This is a genomic window from Actinomadura sp. NPDC047616 (assembly GCF_040642915.1).
GTDB lineage: Bacteria > Actinomycetota > Actinomycetes > Streptosporangiales > Streptosporangiaceae > Spirillospora > Spirillospora miaoliensis.
The window spans coordinates 648,923-664,359 of record NZ_JBEYTB010000003.1 but is presented as its reverse complement, the minus strand read 5'-3'; the positions used below and the strand labels follow the sequence as shown (position 1 = coordinate 664,359).

Here is a 15,437-nt window from a genome sequence, read left to right as displayed (position 1 = left end):
CTCCTCGTCCTAGGCGTTCCGACGGGCGGTGGGAGTGAAACGGACGGGCAGTTCCTTGTAACCGTTGACGAAGTTGGACCGCAGCCGGCGCGGCTCGCCCGCCGGGGCGATGTCGGGCACCCGGTCCAGGATCGTGTCGAAGATGATCCTCAGGTTCATCCGGGCCAGGTGGGTGCCCAGGCAGTAGTGCGGGCCGCCGCCGCCGAAGCCCAGGTGGGGGTTGGGGTCGCGGCCGACGTCGAAGGTGAACGGGTCGTCGAACACCGCCTCGTCCCGGTTCGCCGACGGGTAGAGCAGCACCACCTTGTCGCCCGCGCGGATCTTCTTGCCGCCGACCTCGGTGTCGGCGGTGGCGGTACGGCGGAACTGGTTGATCGGGGAGACCCAGCGGACGATCTCCTCCACCGCCGACGGCAGCAGGCTCCGGTCGGCCTTCAGCCGCTCCCACTGGTCGGGCCGCTCGAAGAACGCCTGCATGCCGCCCGCGGTGGCCGTGCGCGTCGTCTCGTTCCCGGCGATCGACAGCATGAGCACGAACAGCTGGAACTCCTCGCCGCTCAGCCGGCTCCCGTCCGGCGCGGGCTGCAGCAGCTTGGTGACGATGTCGTCGCGCGGAACGGACTCGCGGTCCTTGGCCAGCTCGGCCGCCCAGGCCAGGAACTCGGCGGCGTACCGGGTGCTGTCGGAGCGGTCGCCGATGAACTCGGGGTCGTTGAAGGCCACCAGCTTGTTGGACCAGTGGAAGATCCGCTCCCGGTCCTCCAGCGGCGCGCCGAGCAGCTCGCAGATCGTGTAGAGCGGCAGCGGCGCGGCGAAGTGCTCGACGAAGTCGCACTCGCCCAGCGGCGCGGCCTCGTCGATGAGCCGGTTGCAGATCTGCCGGATGTGCTGCTCCAGCTTGCCGATCATGCGCGGGGTGAAGCCCCGGTTGACCATGGCGCGCAGCCGGGTGTGGTCCGGCGGGTCCTGGAACAGCATCATCATCCCGTACAGGGCGATGTCGTCGTCGCTGAACTCCTCGAACATCGAGGTGCGGGTGTGCGAGGAGAACAGCTCGGGATGCCGCGAGACGTGCACCACGTCCGCGTGCCGGGTGATCGCCCAGAACCCCGGCACCCCCTCGTAGGGGTCGGGATGCCAGTGCACCGGGTCGTGCTCGCGCAGCCAGGCCAGCTGCTCGTGCGGGACTCCGCCGTTCTCGTAGACGCCGGGATCGATGACGTTGATCTCAGGGGCCATGGCCGTCCTTAGAGCCGGGATGGGGCGGTGCTCTCGGCGGGCGCCGTCGCGGGGCGCCGGACGCGTTCGTGATCGAACGCTTGCTTGGTTGTTGGCTAGAACCGGTTCTAACATGAGACGCGAGTCTCATCAAGAGTCTCATGGGGGTGACCCGCGTCGCACCGGGGCCCGCCCACGTCACCGGGCAGACAGAATCGCGCCCCGCCGCCGGGCGGGGCGGGGCGGGCCGTGGCGGCGGGGAGTGGGGTGGGCCGAGGGTCAGGCCGCGGCGGCGCGGACGAACCGGATCGGGGCGTCGGCCCCGTCCCGCCGGGCCACCCCGCGCCGCTCCAGGGTGCGCAGGTGCGCGGCCGCCTCGCCCGCCGCCATCTCCCGGTCCGCCGGCGCCATCGCCTCCCAGGGCGAACGCCAGCGCAGGCCCGCCGCGACCTGCCACAGCGTCACGGGCTCGGCGCCCAGCAGCGCGGCGACCTCGGCGAGCCGGTCCTCGTGGTGCCCGATGATCGCGTGGGCGCGTTCGGCCAGGCCGGTGAAGCGGTGCTGGTGGGCGGGCGGCACCTCGGCGCGCTCGGCCGCGGGCAGCCCGGCGACGCGGCGCAGCGACGCCAGGAAGTCGCCGAGCGGATCGACGTCCGGCCGGTCGTACGGATACAGCCCGATGTGCGGGGTGATCCGCGGCAGCACGTGGTCGCCGGTGAACATGCCGGGGATGGGGACCGGGACGCTCCACAGCCCCCCGCCCAGATGCTGCGGCCGCACCGGCTCAGAGGCGCTCAAGGACCGACGCCGTGGACAACGCCCCGCCGCAGCACATGGTGACCAGCGCGGTGGCGGCGTCCCGGCGCTCCAGCTCGTGCAGGGCCGTGGTGATCAACCGGGCCCCGGTGGCGCCCACCGGATGCCCCAGCGCGATCGCGCCGCCGTTGACGTTGACCCTGTCCATGTCCGGCCGGTGCACCGACGCCCAGGACAGCACCACGGACGCGAACGCCTCGTTGATCTCGACCAGATCGACGTCGCCGAGCGTCATCCCCGCACGGGCCAGCACCCGCTCGGTCGACTGCACCGGCCCGTCCAGGTGGTAGTACGGCTCGGCCCCCACCAGCGCCTGCGCCCTGATGCGCGCGCGCGGACGCACCCCCAGCGCCTCGGCCTTCTCCTCCGACATCAGCAGCACGGCCGCCGCCCCGTCGGAGATCTGCGAGGACGTGCCCGCCGTGTGGAGCGCCCCCTTTCCCAGGACGGGCTTGAGCCGGGCCAGCCCGTCCCTCGTCGTCTCCCTGAGCCCCTGGTCGCGGGTGACCGTGCGCGTCTGTCCCGTGGGCTGACCGTCCTCGCCCAGCACGGGCGCCTCGATCGGGGCGATCTCCCTGTCGAAACGCCCGTCCGCCCATGCCTTGGCGGCGAGCTGCTGGGAGCGGACCCCGAACGCGTCCAGGTCGTCCCGCGTCAACCCGCGCCGCCGCGCGATGCGCTCGGCGGCCTCGAACTGGTTCGGCATGTCGATCGACCAGTCGTCCGGACGCGGCTTGGCGGGCAGCACGTTGCTGCCCAGCGGAGACCGGCTCATGACCTCCACGCCACACCCGATCGCCACGTCCACCGCGCCCGCCGCGATCTGCGCGGCCGCCAGGTGCACCGCCTGCTGCGCCGACCCGCACTGCGCGTCGACGGTCGTCACGCCGGTCTGCCACGGCAGCCCCGCGTACAGCCAGGCGTACCGGCCCACGTGACCGCCCTGCTCGCCCGCCTGCGTGACGCACCCGGCGAAGACCTCCTCCACCTCGGCCGCGTCCACGTCCGCCCGCTCCACGACCGCCCTGAGCACATGCGCCAGAACGGCCTGCGCCTTGAGCCCCGCCAGCCATCCGTTGCGCTTGCCCAACGGTGTGCGCACCGCCTCGACTATCACCGGACTGCCCATGCGGCGCCTCCCTAGACGCGACGTCCCGAACCGGATTCGCCCCCTGACTGTAACGTGTTCTACTTTCGCCTGCCAGAGTCCCCCGACCAGCGGCCCGCCGCCCGAACCGGCTCCACGCCACCGCCTTACGCGGCGGCCTCCCGCTCAGGCTCTGATGTCTGCGCCGAAACACGAGCCCGGGGCGGCCCGGGAAGCAGCACGCTCAGCGCGAGCATGACGACCACTGCGCCCGTCACCCACCGGTAGGCGCCGTGAAAGCCCGCCATCGGCTCGTCGGCGGTCTCCAGGATGAGCGCGCTGACGGCCACGCCCAGCGATCCGCCGACCTGGTTGAGCATGTACAGCGCCGAGGTGCCCTGGGACACCGACGCCGCCGGCAACGTCCGGTACAACGACCCCATCGTGGGCGCGCCCACGGCGCCCGCTCCCAGGCCCAGCGCCAAGACCGCCGACGCCGTCCACGCCTCCGGCGTCCGCGCCCCCATCTGGGTCAAGGCGAGGATGCTCACCAGGGCGATCGCCGCGCCCCCCAGGGCCAGGCGCCGCGCGCCCACCCTGTCACTGACACGGCCCGCGACCGGCATGGACAGCGTCGCGCCCAATCCGTACGACGCCACCAGCACCCCGGCCATCAGCACCCCGTGCCCGTGCATCCGCTGGTAGTACAGCGGCAGCACGAACAGCATCGAGAACATCACCACGCCCATCGACGTCATGACGGCGACGCTGGCGGCGAAACTCGGATGCAGGAACAGCCGCAGGTCGATCAGCGGCGGCGTGCGCCGGGCGCGCAGCGCGTGCACCCCGTAGCCCGCCAGCAGCACGGCACCGGCGGCCAGCGGGACCAGCACCGGCCACACGGCGAACGTCGCCTGCTCGGCCGTCTGCGACAGCGCCAGGACGACCGCCGCGAACCCCGGCCCGACCAGCGCGAGCCCGAGAACGTCGAGCCGCACCGCCGGACGCTGCTCGCGCGGCGCGTCCGCGGGCACCAGCCGCAGCGCGCCGAGGAACGCCACCACGCCGATCGGCACGTTGATCAGGAACATCCACCGCCAGTCCAGCGCCTGGATGAGCGTCCCGCCGACGATCGGTCCGAGTGCGGGCCCCAGCGACAGGACCACGCCCATCAGCCCCATCACCCGGCCCGCCCGCGCCGGCCCGGCGGCGCGCGCCAGCAGCGCCAGCATCAGCGGGTCGAGCATGCCCGCCGCCAGCCCCTGGACCACCCGGAAGACGATCAGGCTGCCGATGTTCCAGGCCAGCCCGGACGCCACCGACCCGGCCAGGAACAGCACCAGCGCGAACAGCCACATCCGCCGGTCCCCGAACCGGTCCACCGACCAGGCGGTCAGCGCGACCGAGACCGTCACGGCCAGCAGGTATCCCGTGGCCACCCATCCGGTCGTGCTCAGCGAGGCGTCGAACGCCGTGGCCAGCGTCTCGACGCCGACGGCGACGACCGTCCCGTCCAGCAGCCCCATCATCCCGCCGAGCAGCACCACGGCGACCAGCCGCAGCAGCGCGGGATCCATCGCGTCATCACTGTTTGAACTCACGGGTTCAACGTAGTGATCTGTTGCGGCCAAAGTCCAGCGTTTTGAACGCACCGGTTCAACAGCGGGTACGATGCGGGACGTGGCACAGGCGGCGAGTTCCCAGACCCGGTCCGCGTCACGCGGGCGCATCGACAAGCGCGAGGCGATCCTGGAGGCCGCCTTCACGGTCTTCTCCCGTCAGGGCTACGCGCAGGCGTGCGTGCAGGAGATCGCCGCGGAGGCGGGCGTGGCCAAGCCGACCGTCTACAACCACATGCACGACAAGGAGACCCTGTTCCGCCACGCCATGCGGACCGCCGCCGAGCGCGCCACGGCCGGATCGCTGGCCGCCGTCGAACGCCTGCTCCCCGGCGACGACGACCTGCGCGCCATGCTGGAGGACGTCGGCTACCACCTGCTGCGCTGCCACAGCGACGAACGATCCTCGGCCCTGCGCCGCCTCCTCTACGCCGAGGTCACCCGGTTCCCCGACCTGTTCGATGTCGTCCTGGGGGGCGGTGCCGGTCGCACCACCGAACTCCTGGCCGACCGCTTCGCCCGCCTCTCCCTGGCCGGCCGGCTGCGCGTCACCGACCCCGTCGAGGCCGCCGACCAGTTCGTCGCCCTGCTCACCGGCCCCATGGAGACCCGCACCCGCCTGGGCACCCGCCCCGTCCCCGACGAGGAACTCCGCGCGGTCGCCACCTCCGCCGTGACCACCTTCCTCCACGCCTTCGGCCCCAAGGACTGAGCCGGCACCGCCGGCGGCGCGCGTCACCAGTGTGTGAGGGGCGGCGTGGGGTGGGCACGAACGGCGGTATGGAGATCGATCTCAGCGGGCGTACCGCATTCGTCAGCGGATCCACCAAGGGCATCGGACGGGCGATCGCCGCCGGGCTGGCCAGGGCCGGGGCCACGACCGTGGTCAACGGGCGGTCCGAGCGGAGCGTGAACGAGGCGCTGGAGGCGCTGCGCGGTGAGGTGGCCGGCGCCGACCTGGTCGGCGTCGCGGCCGACGTGGGCACCGCGGACGGCGCGCGTGCCGTGCTGGAGCGGGTGCCGCGCGTGGACATCCTGGTCAACAACCTCGGGATCTTCGAGCCGCGGCCCGTGCTGGAGATCGACGACGCGGAGTGGCGCCGGTTCTTCGAGGTCAACGTGCTGTCGGGGGTGCGGCTGGCACGGCAGTACCTGCCCGGGATGATCGAACGCGGGTGGGGGCGGGTGCAGTTCATCGCCAGCGACTCGGCGGTGGTGATCCCCGAGGAGATGGTGCACTACGGCATGTCCAAGACCGCGCTGCTCGCGGTGGCGCGCGGCTACGCCAAGGCCGCGAAGGGCACGGGGGTCACCGTCAACACCGTCATGGCGGGCCCCACCCACACCGAGGGGGTGGAGGACTTCGTCGCCGAGATGGTCGGCGCCGACGTGCCCTGGGACGACGCCCAGCGGCGCTTCATGGCCGAGCACCGTCCCAGCTCGCTGCTGCGCCGCCTGATCGAGCCCGAGGAGATCGCCAACATGGTCGTCTACCTCAGCTCGGACGCGGCGTCGGCCACCACGGGCGGGGCCCTTCGCGTGGACGGCGGGTACATCGACGCGATCCTGCCCTAGGGGTCAGGAACAGCCGTACACCATCACCTGCACCATGTTCTCGACGTACTCCCTGCTGATGCGCTGACCTCCCAGACCGGCATCGCCGCGTGGCTGCGCGACACGATGCTGCGCGCCATGCCGTCCCGGCTGGCCACCCGGCCGCTCATCGCCCTCTGGCACGCCTAGTGCTCTGACGGAACGGCCCGCGACACCGCGATTTGTAGGAACGTACGAATTCCGAGTGGGACGGCGGTGGGGTTCGGGGGGACTGGATCTCGACCCGGCGGCGGGAGGTGTGTGTACTCGGGGGACAGCACCCAAGAAGTCGGGAGGCGCCGGTGGATCCTGGTCTGCTGCGGTTGAACGGGCTGTCCCGGGACGAGGCGGAGGCCGAACTGCGTACGTGCTGCGCCTCGCGGCGGTGGGCGGCGGCGATGGCCGTGCGGCGGCCGTTCGAGGACAGGGCGGCCGTATGGGAGGCCGCCGCCAAGACGATGGCCGGATTGGGCTGGGACGACATAGAAGAAGCGCTCCGGGCCCATCCTCGGATCGGCGAGCGGATCGGGGGAGACGCCAGGGAGGCCTCCTGGTCGCGTCGTGAGCAGGCCGGGGTGGACGGAGCCGGCGACGACCTCAAGGCCGCGCTCGTGGAGGGCAACCGGGCGTACGAGGAGCGGTTCGGGCATGTGTTCCTGATCTGCGCGACGGGGCGGAGCGCGGCGGAGATGCTCGCCGAACTGCGCGGGCGGCTGGCCAACGATCCCGAGGCGGAGCGCGCGGTGGTCCGCGACGAGCTGGCGAAGATCACCGAGTTGCGGCTGGCGAAGCTGCTGGGAGGGGGCTAGGCCGGTGGCGATCGTTCTGGGGCCGAACCGGTACGGCAAGGCCGAGACGCGCGTCGTCCACGTCACCAGGGACGGCGAGACGCACCACCTCAAGGACCTCAACGTGAGCATCTCGCTGTCCGGGGAGATGGACGAGGTCCACCTGACGGGCGACAACGCGGCGGTCCTGCCGACGGACTCGCAGAAGAACACCGTGTTCTCCTTCGCCCGCAAGCACGGCATCGGGGAGATCGAGGAGTTCGGGCTGCTGCTGGCCCGGCATTTCGTCGCCTCGCAGCCGACCATCCGGCACGCGCGGGTCGAGATCGAGGAGTACGCCTGGGAGCGCCACGGCCCCCACTCGTTCGTCCGGTCGGGGCGGGAGGTCAGGACGGCGCTCGTCCACAGCGACGGGCCGGGCGGGCAGGAGTCCGTGGTGTCGGGGCTGACGGACCTGGTGGTGCTCAACTCCACTGGCAGCGAGTTCCACGGGTTCATCCGGGACGAGTACACCACCCTGGAGCCCACCGACGACCGGATCCTGGCGACGGCGGTGACGGCGCGCTGGCGCCACCGGGGCACGGACGCCGCGTGGGGACGGTCGTACGAGCGGGCCAGGCGGTGCCTGCTGGAGGCGTTCGCCGGGACCCACAGCCTGTCGTTGCAGCAGACGCTCTACCAGATGGGGCGGCATGTGCTGGCGGAGTGCGGGGAGATCTGCGAGGTACGGCTGTCCATGCCGAACAGGCATCATTTCGCGGTGGATCTGACGCCGTTCGGCATGGACAACGACAACGAGGTCTTCTTCGCCGCGGACCGCCCGTACGGGCTGATCGAGGGCACCGTCCTGGACGACGCGGCCCCGGCGGCGCCGAGGGCCTGGAGCTAGGGGAAGGTCATGGAGTTCCTGCGCCCGGTGAGCTGGGCGGACGCGCTGGCCGCCAAGGCCGCGCGGCCCGGCGCCGCGCCCATCCAGGGCGGCACGGACGTCATGGTGGAGATCAACTTCGATGCGGGAAGGCCGGAGGCGCTGCTCGACCTGAACCCGGTGCGGGAGCTGGCCGAGTGGGACGTCGCCGAGGACGGGCGGCTGCGGGTCGGCGCCGGGGTGCCGTACGCGCGGCTGATCGGGGAGCTGGGCGACCGGCTGCCGGGGCTGGCGCAGGCGTCCCGCACGGTGGGGTCGCCGCAGATCCGCAACCGCGGCACGATCGGCGGGAACCTGGGCGCGGCCTCGCCCGCCGGGGACGGGCATCCGCCGCTGCTGGCGGGCGACGCCGAGATCGAGGTGGAGTCGGCGCAGCGGGGCGTGCGGATGATCCCGGCGGCGGAGTTCTTCACCGGCGTCAAGACGAACGCGCTGCGCGACGACGAGCTGATCCGGGCGTTCTGGATCGCCCCGGCGAGCGGTCCCCAGTACTTCTCCAAGATCGGCACCCGGAACGCCATGGTGATCGCGGTGTGCTCGTTCGCCGTCGCGCTGCACCCGGAGCGGCGCCGGGTCGGCACCGGGGTGGGGTCGGCGGCGCCGACGCCGCGCCGCGCCGCCGCCGCCGAGGAGTTCGCGTCGGCCGAGCTGGACTGGACGGGGCGGCGGCCGCTGGATCCGGCGGTCGCGCGGCGGTTCGGCGAGCTGGCCGCCGGGGCGGCGTCCCCGATCGACGACGTGCGCGGCACCGCCGGCTACCGCCGCCACGCCCTGGCGGTCCTGGCGCGCCGCACGCTGACCTGGGCCTGGAACGACTACGTGGCTGGACGGAGGGTCTCGTGATGCGGGTCAACTTCACCGTCAACGGGTGCGAGGAGACCGTCGACGACGTGTGGGAGGGCGAGAGCCTGCTGTACGTGCTGCGCGAGCGGATGGGCCTGCCGGGCTCGAAGAACGCGTGCGAGCAGGGCGAATGCGGGTCGTGCACGGTGTATCTGGACGACGTGCCGGTGTGCGCGTGCCTGGTGGCGGCCGGGCAGGTGGAGGGACGCCGCGTTCGGACGGTGGAAGGGCTGGCCGAGCGGGACGGCGAGGGGCTCGACCCGGTGCAGGAGGCGTTCGTTGAGGCGGGGGCCGTGCAGTGCGGGTTCTGCACGCCGGGGCTGATCGTCCAGGCGCACGACCTGCTCAGCCGGGTGCCCGAGCCGAAGGACGCGGAGATCCGCGAGGCGCTGGCGGGCAACCTGTGCCGCTGCACCGGCTACGAGAAGATCCTCGACGCGGTCCGGCTGGCCGCGCGGCGGAAGGCGGCCGCCCGATGAAGATCATTGAGAACGCGTACGTCGTCACCGTGTCGGGGGACGAGCATCCCGGCGGGCACATCGTGATCGACGGCGACCGGATCACGGCGGTGGGGCCCGGGCCCGCGCCGGAGATCGACGGCGCGGAGCGGATCGACGGCACCGGCTGCCTGGCCACGCCCGGGCTCGTCAACACCCACCATCACCTGTACCAGTGGGCGACCCAGGGCCTGGCCATCGACAACACGCTGTTCGAATGGCTGGTGGCGTCCTACCGGGTGTGGGCGCGGATGGACGCCGAGGTGGTGCGGGGCGCGGCGAGCGCCGGGCTCGGCTGGCTGGCGCTGTCGGGGTGCACCACGACGACCGACCACCACTATGTGTTCCCCAAGGGGCGCGGCGACCTGTTCGCCGCCGAGATCGAGGCGGCGGCCGAGCTGGGCGTCCGGTTCCACCCGTGCCGCGGCTCCATGGACCGCGGCGAGTCCGACGGGGGCCTGCCGCCGGACGAGGTGGTCGAGGACCTCGACACGATCCTCGCCGAGACCGAGGCCGCGATCGACCGGTACCACGACGCCTCGCCCGGGGCCATGCTGCGCGTCGCGGTCGCGCCGTGCTCGCCGTTCTCGGTGAGCAAGGAACTGCTGGTGGCGGCCGCCGAGCTGGCCCGAGCCAAGGGCGTCCGGCTGCACACCCACCTCGCCGAGACCCTGGACGAGGAGGAGCACACCACCGAGCAGTTCGGCATGACGCCCGTCGAGTACATGGACTCGATCGGCTGGCTTGGCGCCGACGTGTGGCTCGCGCACTGCGTCCACCTGCACGACTCCGACATCGCGCGCCTGGCCGAGACCCGCACCGGCACGGCGCACTGCCCCAGCTCCAACGCGCGGCTCGGCGCCGGCATCGCCCGCGTCGCGCACCTGCTGGAGGCGGGCGCACCGGTCGGGCTGGGCGTGGACGGGGCGGCGTCGGCGGAGCTGGTGCCGCTGGCCGGGGAGCTGCGGCAGGCGATCTACATGCAGCGTGCCCGGTACGGGCCGACCGCGCTGACCGCCCGGCAGGCCCTGGAGATGGCGACCCTCGGCGGCGCCCGCTGCCTGGGCCGCCAGGACGAACTCGGCACGCTGGAGCCGGGCAGGCTCGCCGACGTCGCGCTGTGGCGGATGGACGGCTTCCACGCCGCCATCGACGACCCCGTGGTGGCGTTCGCGTTCGGGCAGACGCCGCCGCTGGCCCGCCTGCTGGTCGGCGGCCGCACCGTGGTCGAGGACGGCGTGCTGGTCACCGTCCCGCAGGACGAGACCGCACGCCGCGGGGCCGACGCGCATCGCCGGCTGATGAGGCTCGCCGAGGAGGTGGTGTGATGACCGCTCCGGTGCGAAGCCCCGGCCAGGTCGCCGCGCCCGGCCTCGGCGGGGTGGGGGACAGCCCGCCCCGGCCCGACGGCACCCTCAAGGTCACCGGCGAGTTCGCCTACGCGTCCGACCTGTGGATGGACGGCATGCTGTGGGGCGCCACGCTGCGCAGCCCGCATCCGCGCGCCCGCATCACCTCGATCGACATCGGCCCGGCCCTGGCCACGCCGGGCGTGCACGCCGTCCTGACGCACGAGGACGTCCCCGGCGACAAGGTGTACGGCCTGGACGGCACGCGGGACCAGCCGGTGCTGGCCATCGGCGAGGTCCGCCACCAGGGCGAGCCGGTCGCGCTGGTCGCCGCCGACCATCCGGAGATCGCGCGCCGGGCGATGGAGAGGATCGCGATCGGCTGGGAGGTGCTGGAGCCGGTCACCGACCCGCGCGCCGTCATCGCCGACCCCGAGGGCAACCGGGTGCAGGAGCGCGGCGGGATCTGCCGGTACCAGCCCGTGCGCGTCGGCGACGTCGCGCGGGCCAGGCGGCACGCCGAGGTCGTGGTGTCGGGGGAGTACGAGGTCGGCATCCAGGACCAGGCGTTCCTCGGGCCCGAGTCCGGGCTGGCCGTGCCCGCCGAGGACGGCGGCCTGGACATGTACGTGTCCACGCAGTGGATGCACAACGACCTCCGCCAGATCGCGCCGTGCCTGGGGCTGCGCGAGGACCAGATCCGCATGACGCTGGCGGGCGTGGGCGGCGCGTTCGGCGGACGCGAGGACCTGTCGATGCAGATCCACGCGGGCATGCTGGCGCTGCGCACGGGCCGTCCGGTGAAGATGTCCTACAACCGGTACGAGTCGTTCTTCGGGCACGTGCACCGGCATCCGGCGCTGATGCGGTACGAGTACGGCGCCACCCGCGACGGCCGCCTGCTGTACGCGGACGTGGAGATCGTGCTGGACGGCGGCGCGTACACCTCCTCCACGCTGAACGTCACCGGCAACGCGGCCTCGCTGGGCGTCGGCCCGTACGAGATCCCCAACATCAGGATCGACGCGTACGGCGTCTACACCAACAACCCGCCGTGCGGCGCGATGCGCGGGTTCGGCGCGGTGCAGGCGTGCTTCGCCTACGAGTCGATGATGGACAAACTGGCCGCGGCCTGCGGGATCGGCCCGCTGGAGGTGCGGCGCCGCAACGCCGTCCGCCAGGGCTCGAAGCTGGCCACCGGCCAGGTGATCGACTCTCCGGCGCCGCTGGCCGAGCTGCTGACCCGGCTGGAGGCGATGCCGCTGCCGCCGCCGCCCGGCCCGTCCCCCGACATCCGCGACCTGCCGGGCGGCGCGTCCCAGACCACGCACGGCGAGGGCGTCGTGCGCGGCGTCGGCTACGGCGTCGGCCTGAAGAACATCTGCTTCTCCGAGGGGTTCGACGACTACTCGACCGCGCGGGTGCGGCTGGAGGTGATCGGCGGGGAGCCGACCGCGCTGGTGCACACGGCCGCCGCCGAGGTCGGGCAGGGCCTGGTCACGCTGCAGGCGCAGATCGCCCGGACCGAGCTGGGCGTGCAGCGGGTGACGATCCACCCCGCCGACAACCGGGTGGGGGACGCGGGGTCGTCCAGCGCGTCCCGCCAGTCGTACATGACCGGCGGCGCCGTCAAGACCGCGTGCGAGGCCGTGCGGGCCGAACTGCTGGCGCGGGCCGGGCGGCGGCTCGGGCTCGCCGCGTCCGGGCTGTCCGTGCTCGGCGGCAAGATCGTGTCGCGGGACGCGGGGATCGTGGCGTCGATCGAGGAGATCCTCGGCGACGACGCGATCGAGGAGACCCGCGAGTACCGTCACCGGCCGACGCAGCGGATGGACCCCGTCACCGGGCAGGGGCGCAGCCACAACCAGCTGGCGCTGTGCGTGCACCGGGCCGTGGTGGACGTGGACGTCGAACTCGGCCTGGTCAAGGTGGTGGAACTGGCCGCCGTCCAGGACGTCGGGAAGATCATGAACCGGCAGGCGCTGGAGGGGCAGATCCACGGCGGCACCGCGCAGGGGCTCGGGCTGGCGCTGATGGAGGAGATCCAGGTATCGGGCGGTCTGGTCCGCAACCCGTCGTTCACCGACTACCTGATCCCTACCATTCTCGACATGCCACCGATGACGCTGGACATCGTTGAATATCCGGACCCGCACGCCCCCTACGGGCTGCGTGGCGCGGGCGAGCCGCCCACCCTGTCGTCCACGCCCGCGATCGTCGCCGCCGTCCGGGACGCGACCGGCAGGCCGCTGACGCGAGTACCCGTCCGTCCTGAGGACATATCCCTGCCTGGGGGTGCCGCGTGAACACAGTGACCGAGGTGAACGAACCGTACGATCTGGTGGTCCGCTCCCGCCGGACGGTGCTGCCGACGGGGGAGCGGGCGGCCGCGGTGGCGGTGCGGCACGGGGTGATCGCCGCGATCGGGGCCCTGGACGCCCCGTTCGCCGCCGCCGAGGAGGTCGACCTCGGCGACGCCGCGCTGCTGCCGGGCCTGGTCGACACCCACGTGCACGTCAACGAGCCGGGACGCACCGAGTGGGAGGGCTTCGCGAGCGCCACGCGCGCGGCCGCCGCCGGGGGCGTGACGACGCTGATCGACATGCCGCTCAACTCGCTGCCGCCGACCACCGAGCCCTACGCCCTGACGGTCAAGCGCAAGACCGCGGCCGGCCAGTGCTTCGTGGACGTGGGGTTCTGGGGCGGCGCCGTCCCCGGGAACCTGCCGCAACTGCGTCCCCTGCACGAGCGGGGCGTGTTCGGGTTCAAGTGCTTCACCTGCGACTCGGGCGTGCCGGAGTTCCCGCCGCTGACGCCCCGGCAGATGCGCGAGGCGTTCGCCGAGATCGCCATGTTCGGTGGCCTGGTGGTCGTGCACGCCGAGGACCCGGACGCGCTGGCCGAGCAGCGCGGCGGCGACTTCGCGGCGTTCGCGGCGTCCCGTCCGCCGGACGCCGAACGCGCCGCCGTGGAGCACGTGATCCGGCTGGTGGAGGAGACGGGCGTGCGGGCGCACATCCTGCACCTGTCCGCCGCCGCCTGCCTGGAACCGCTGGCCGACGCCCAGCGGAGCGGCCTGCCGGTGACCGCCGAGACATGCCCGCACTACCTGACGCTCACGCCCGAGGACGTCCCCGGCGTGACCGGCACCTCGTTCAAGTGCTGCCCGCCCATCCGCGACGAGGCCAACCGCGAGGAGCTGTGGCGGGCGCTCGCCGACGGCGTGATCTCCTGCGTGGTGTCCGACCACTCGCCCTGCACGCCGGAGCTGAAACGCGGCGACTTCCGCACCGCGTGGGGCGGGATCTCCTCGCTGCAGATCGGCCTCCCCGTCATGTGGACGGCCGCAAGCGCGCGCGGGCACGGCCTGGACGCGGTGGCGCGCTGGATGGCCGAGGAACCGGCCGCGCTCGTCGGCCTGGACGCCCGCAAGGGCCGCATCGCCGTCGGGCACGACGCCGACCTGGTCGCGTTCGACGCCGACCGGACGTTCATGGTCGACCCCGACCGGCTGCGTCACCGCCACCCCGTCACCCCCTACGCGGGACGCGCGCTGAGCGGCGTCGTCCGGGCCACCTGGGTGCGCGGCGTGCTCGTCGACGACGACAGGCCGCACGGCGAGCTGCTGACCGGCGTGCGCCCGTGAGCGACACCGCCGCGCTGCCCGACCTGGCCGTCCGGACCCTGGGCGGCTCGGTGGTCGCCGCCAGCGACGAGTCGTTCGCCGCCAAGGAGAACCTGCTCAACCCGTGGGCCCCGGCGTTCCGGCCGGAAACGTTCGGGGCCAAGGGGCAGGAGTACGACGGTTGGGAGACCGCGCGGCGCCGTCCCGGCGCGGACGGGGAACTCGGGCACGACTGGGCGATCGTCCGGCTCGGCCTGCCCGGCGTGATCCGCGTCGTCGTCGTCGACACCGCCTGGTTCCTCGGCAACTTCCCGCCGCTGGCGTCGGTGGAGGCGTGCGCGGTGGACGGCCACCCCTCGCCCGCCGAGGTGGCGGCCGCCGACTGGGTGGAGATCGTCCCGATGAGCCCGCTCAAGGGCGGCACCGCGCACGAGTTCACGGTCACGGGGGTGGAACGGCGCTTCACGCACGTGCGGCTGAACATCCACCCGGACGGCGGCGTGGCCCGGCTGCGCGTGCACGGCGACGTCGTCCCCGACCCGCGGCTGCTCACCGGCCTCACCATCGACCTGGCCGCGCTGGAGAACGGCGCCCGCGTCGTCGCGTGCTCCAACGGGTTCTACTCGGCGCCCGACAACATGCTGTACCCCGGGCTGGCCCGCAACCAGGCCGAAGGCTGGGAGACCGCGCGGCGCCGCGAACCCGGCAACGAATGGGCGGTCGTCCGGCTCGCCGCCCCCGGCGTGATCCGCCTCGCCGAGGTCGACACCACCAACCTGCGGTTCAACGCGCCCGGCGCAGTGACGCTGCGGGGCCTGGACGCCCGCCGCGCCTCCCCGGACGACCCGTCCGCCTGGCGGGAACTCCTGGTGCGCACCCGCGTGCAACCCGACGGGCGGCACCGCTTCCGCCTGCCCGGCGACCGCGAGGTCACCCACGTCCGCGTCGACATCCACCCCGACGGCGGCCTGGCCCGCCTGCGCCTGTTCGGCGACCTCACCCCAGACGGCGAACGCCTTCTCACCGCCCGCTGGAACGACCTCACGCGGAACCGGTCCGGAATGGCATGATCGA

General features: G+C 73.0%; 14 protein-coding genes. 10 read left to right on the top strand and 4 right to left on the bottom strand.

The genetic code is table 11. The annotated features are described in order from the left end of the window. Nucleotides 1–9: 9 nt before the first annotated feature. From ABZ801_RS10685 to ABZ801_RS10670, 4 genes are all read right to left on the bottom strand, one after another. Entirely contained in the window at nucleotides 10–1,239 is a 1,230-nt protein-coding gene (locus ABZ801_RS10685; RefSeq protein WP_360695550.1) for a cytochrome P450, read from the bottom strand. Nucleotides 1,240–1,497: 258 nt separating this feature from the next. Further along, entirely contained in the window at nucleotides 1,498–2,016 is a 519-nt protein-coding gene (locus ABZ801_RS10680) for a hypothetical protein (RefSeq protein WP_360695547.1), read from the bottom strand. Then, nucleotides 2,003–3,163, bottom strand: a complete 1,161-nt coding sequence (locus ABZ801_RS10675; protein WP_360695544.1) for a steroid 3-ketoacyl-CoA thiolase — start codon at nucleotides 3,161–3,163, stop codon at nucleotides 2,003–2,005. The genes ABZ801_RS10680 and ABZ801_RS10675 overlap by 14 nt, the downstream gene beginning before the upstream one ends. Nucleotides 3,164–3,288: 125 nt before the next feature. Then, nucleotides 3,289–4,722, bottom strand: a complete 1,434-nt coding sequence (locus ABZ801_RS10670) for a DHA2 family efflux MFS transporter permease subunit (RefSeq protein ID WP_360695541.1) — start codon at nucleotides 4,720–4,722, stop codon at nucleotides 3,289–3,291. Nucleotides 4,723–4,792: 70 nt separating this feature from the next. Here ABZ801_RS10670 and ABZ801_RS10665 point away from each other — a divergent pair, with 70 nt between their 5' ends. The 10 genes from ABZ801_RS10665 (at nucleotide 4,793) to alc (ending at nucleotide 15,433) form a co-directional block, all read left to right on the top strand. Next, nucleotides 4,793–5,452, top strand: a complete 660-nt coding sequence (locus tag ABZ801_RS10665) for a TetR/AcrR family transcriptional regulator (protein ID WP_360695538.1) — start codon at nucleotides 4,793–4,795, stop codon at nucleotides 5,450–5,452. Nucleotides 5,453–5,520: 68 nt separating this feature from the next. Beyond that, nucleotides 5,521–6,315 carry an SDR family oxidoreductase gene (locus ABZ801_RS10660; RefSeq protein ID WP_344953235.1) on the top strand — a complete coding sequence of 265 codons (795 nt, stop codon included), beginning with the start codon at nucleotides 5,521–5,523 and terminating at the stop codon, nucleotides 6,313–6,315. Between the two features lie 320 nt (nucleotides 6,316–6,635). Beyond that, the gene (gene uraD / locus ABZ801_RS10655; RefSeq protein ID WP_360695534.1) at nucleotides 6,636–7,142 is read left to right on the top strand and encodes a 2-oxo-4-hydroxy-4-carboxy-5-ureidoimidazoline decarboxylase; all 507 of its coding nucleotides are present in this window, start codon (nucleotides 6,636–6,638) and stop codon (nucleotides 7,140–7,142) included. Between the two features lie 4 nt (nucleotides 7,143–7,146). After that, on the top strand, nucleotides 7,147–8,010 hold the full coding sequence (pucL, locus tag ABZ801_RS10650) for a factor-independent urate hydroxylase (protein ID WP_360695531.1): 864 nt from the start codon (nucleotides 7,147–7,149) through the stop codon (nucleotides 8,008–8,010). Between the two features lie 9 nt (nucleotides 8,011–8,019). Continuing rightward, entirely contained in the window at nucleotides 8,020–8,892 is an 873-nt protein-coding gene (locus tag ABZ801_RS10645) for an FAD binding domain-containing protein (protein WP_360695528.1), read from the top strand. Then, a complete protein-coding gene (locus tag ABZ801_RS10640; protein WP_360695734.1) occupies nucleotides 8,892–9,371 on the top strand; it encodes a (2Fe-2S)-binding protein in 480 nt (159 codons plus the stop codon). The genes ABZ801_RS10645 and ABZ801_RS10640 overlap by 1 nt, the downstream gene beginning before the upstream one ends. Further along, nucleotides 9,368–10,717 carry an 8-oxoguanine deaminase gene (locus tag ABZ801_RS10635; RefSeq protein WP_360695526.1) on the top strand — a complete coding sequence of 450 codons (1,350 nt, stop codon included), beginning with the start codon at nucleotides 9,368–9,370 and terminating at the stop codon, nucleotides 10,715–10,717. The genes ABZ801_RS10640 and ABZ801_RS10635 overlap by 4 nt, the downstream gene beginning before the upstream one ends. Continuing rightward, a complete protein-coding gene (gene pucD, locus ABZ801_RS10630) occupies nucleotides 10,717–13,044 on the top strand; it encodes a xanthine dehydrogenase subunit D (RefSeq protein ID WP_360695522.1) in 2,328 nt (775 codons plus the stop codon). The genes ABZ801_RS10635 and pucD overlap by 1 nt, the downstream gene beginning before the upstream one ends. A 14-nt stretch (nucleotides 13,045–13,058) precedes the next feature. Beyond that, complete coding sequence (gene allB / locus ABZ801_RS10625; RefSeq protein WP_360695519.1) at nucleotides 13,059–14,384, top strand: allantoinase AllB; 1,326 nt, start codon at nucleotides 13,059–13,061, stop codon at nucleotides 14,382–14,384. Continuing rightward, complete coding sequence (gene alc, locus ABZ801_RS10620) at nucleotides 14,381–15,433, top strand: allantoicase (protein WP_360695516.1); 1,053 nt, start codon at nucleotides 14,381–14,383, stop codon at nucleotides 15,431–15,433. Before allB ends, alc begins: the two co-directional genes overlap by 4 nt. Nucleotides 15,434–15,437 lie beyond the last annotated feature (4 nt).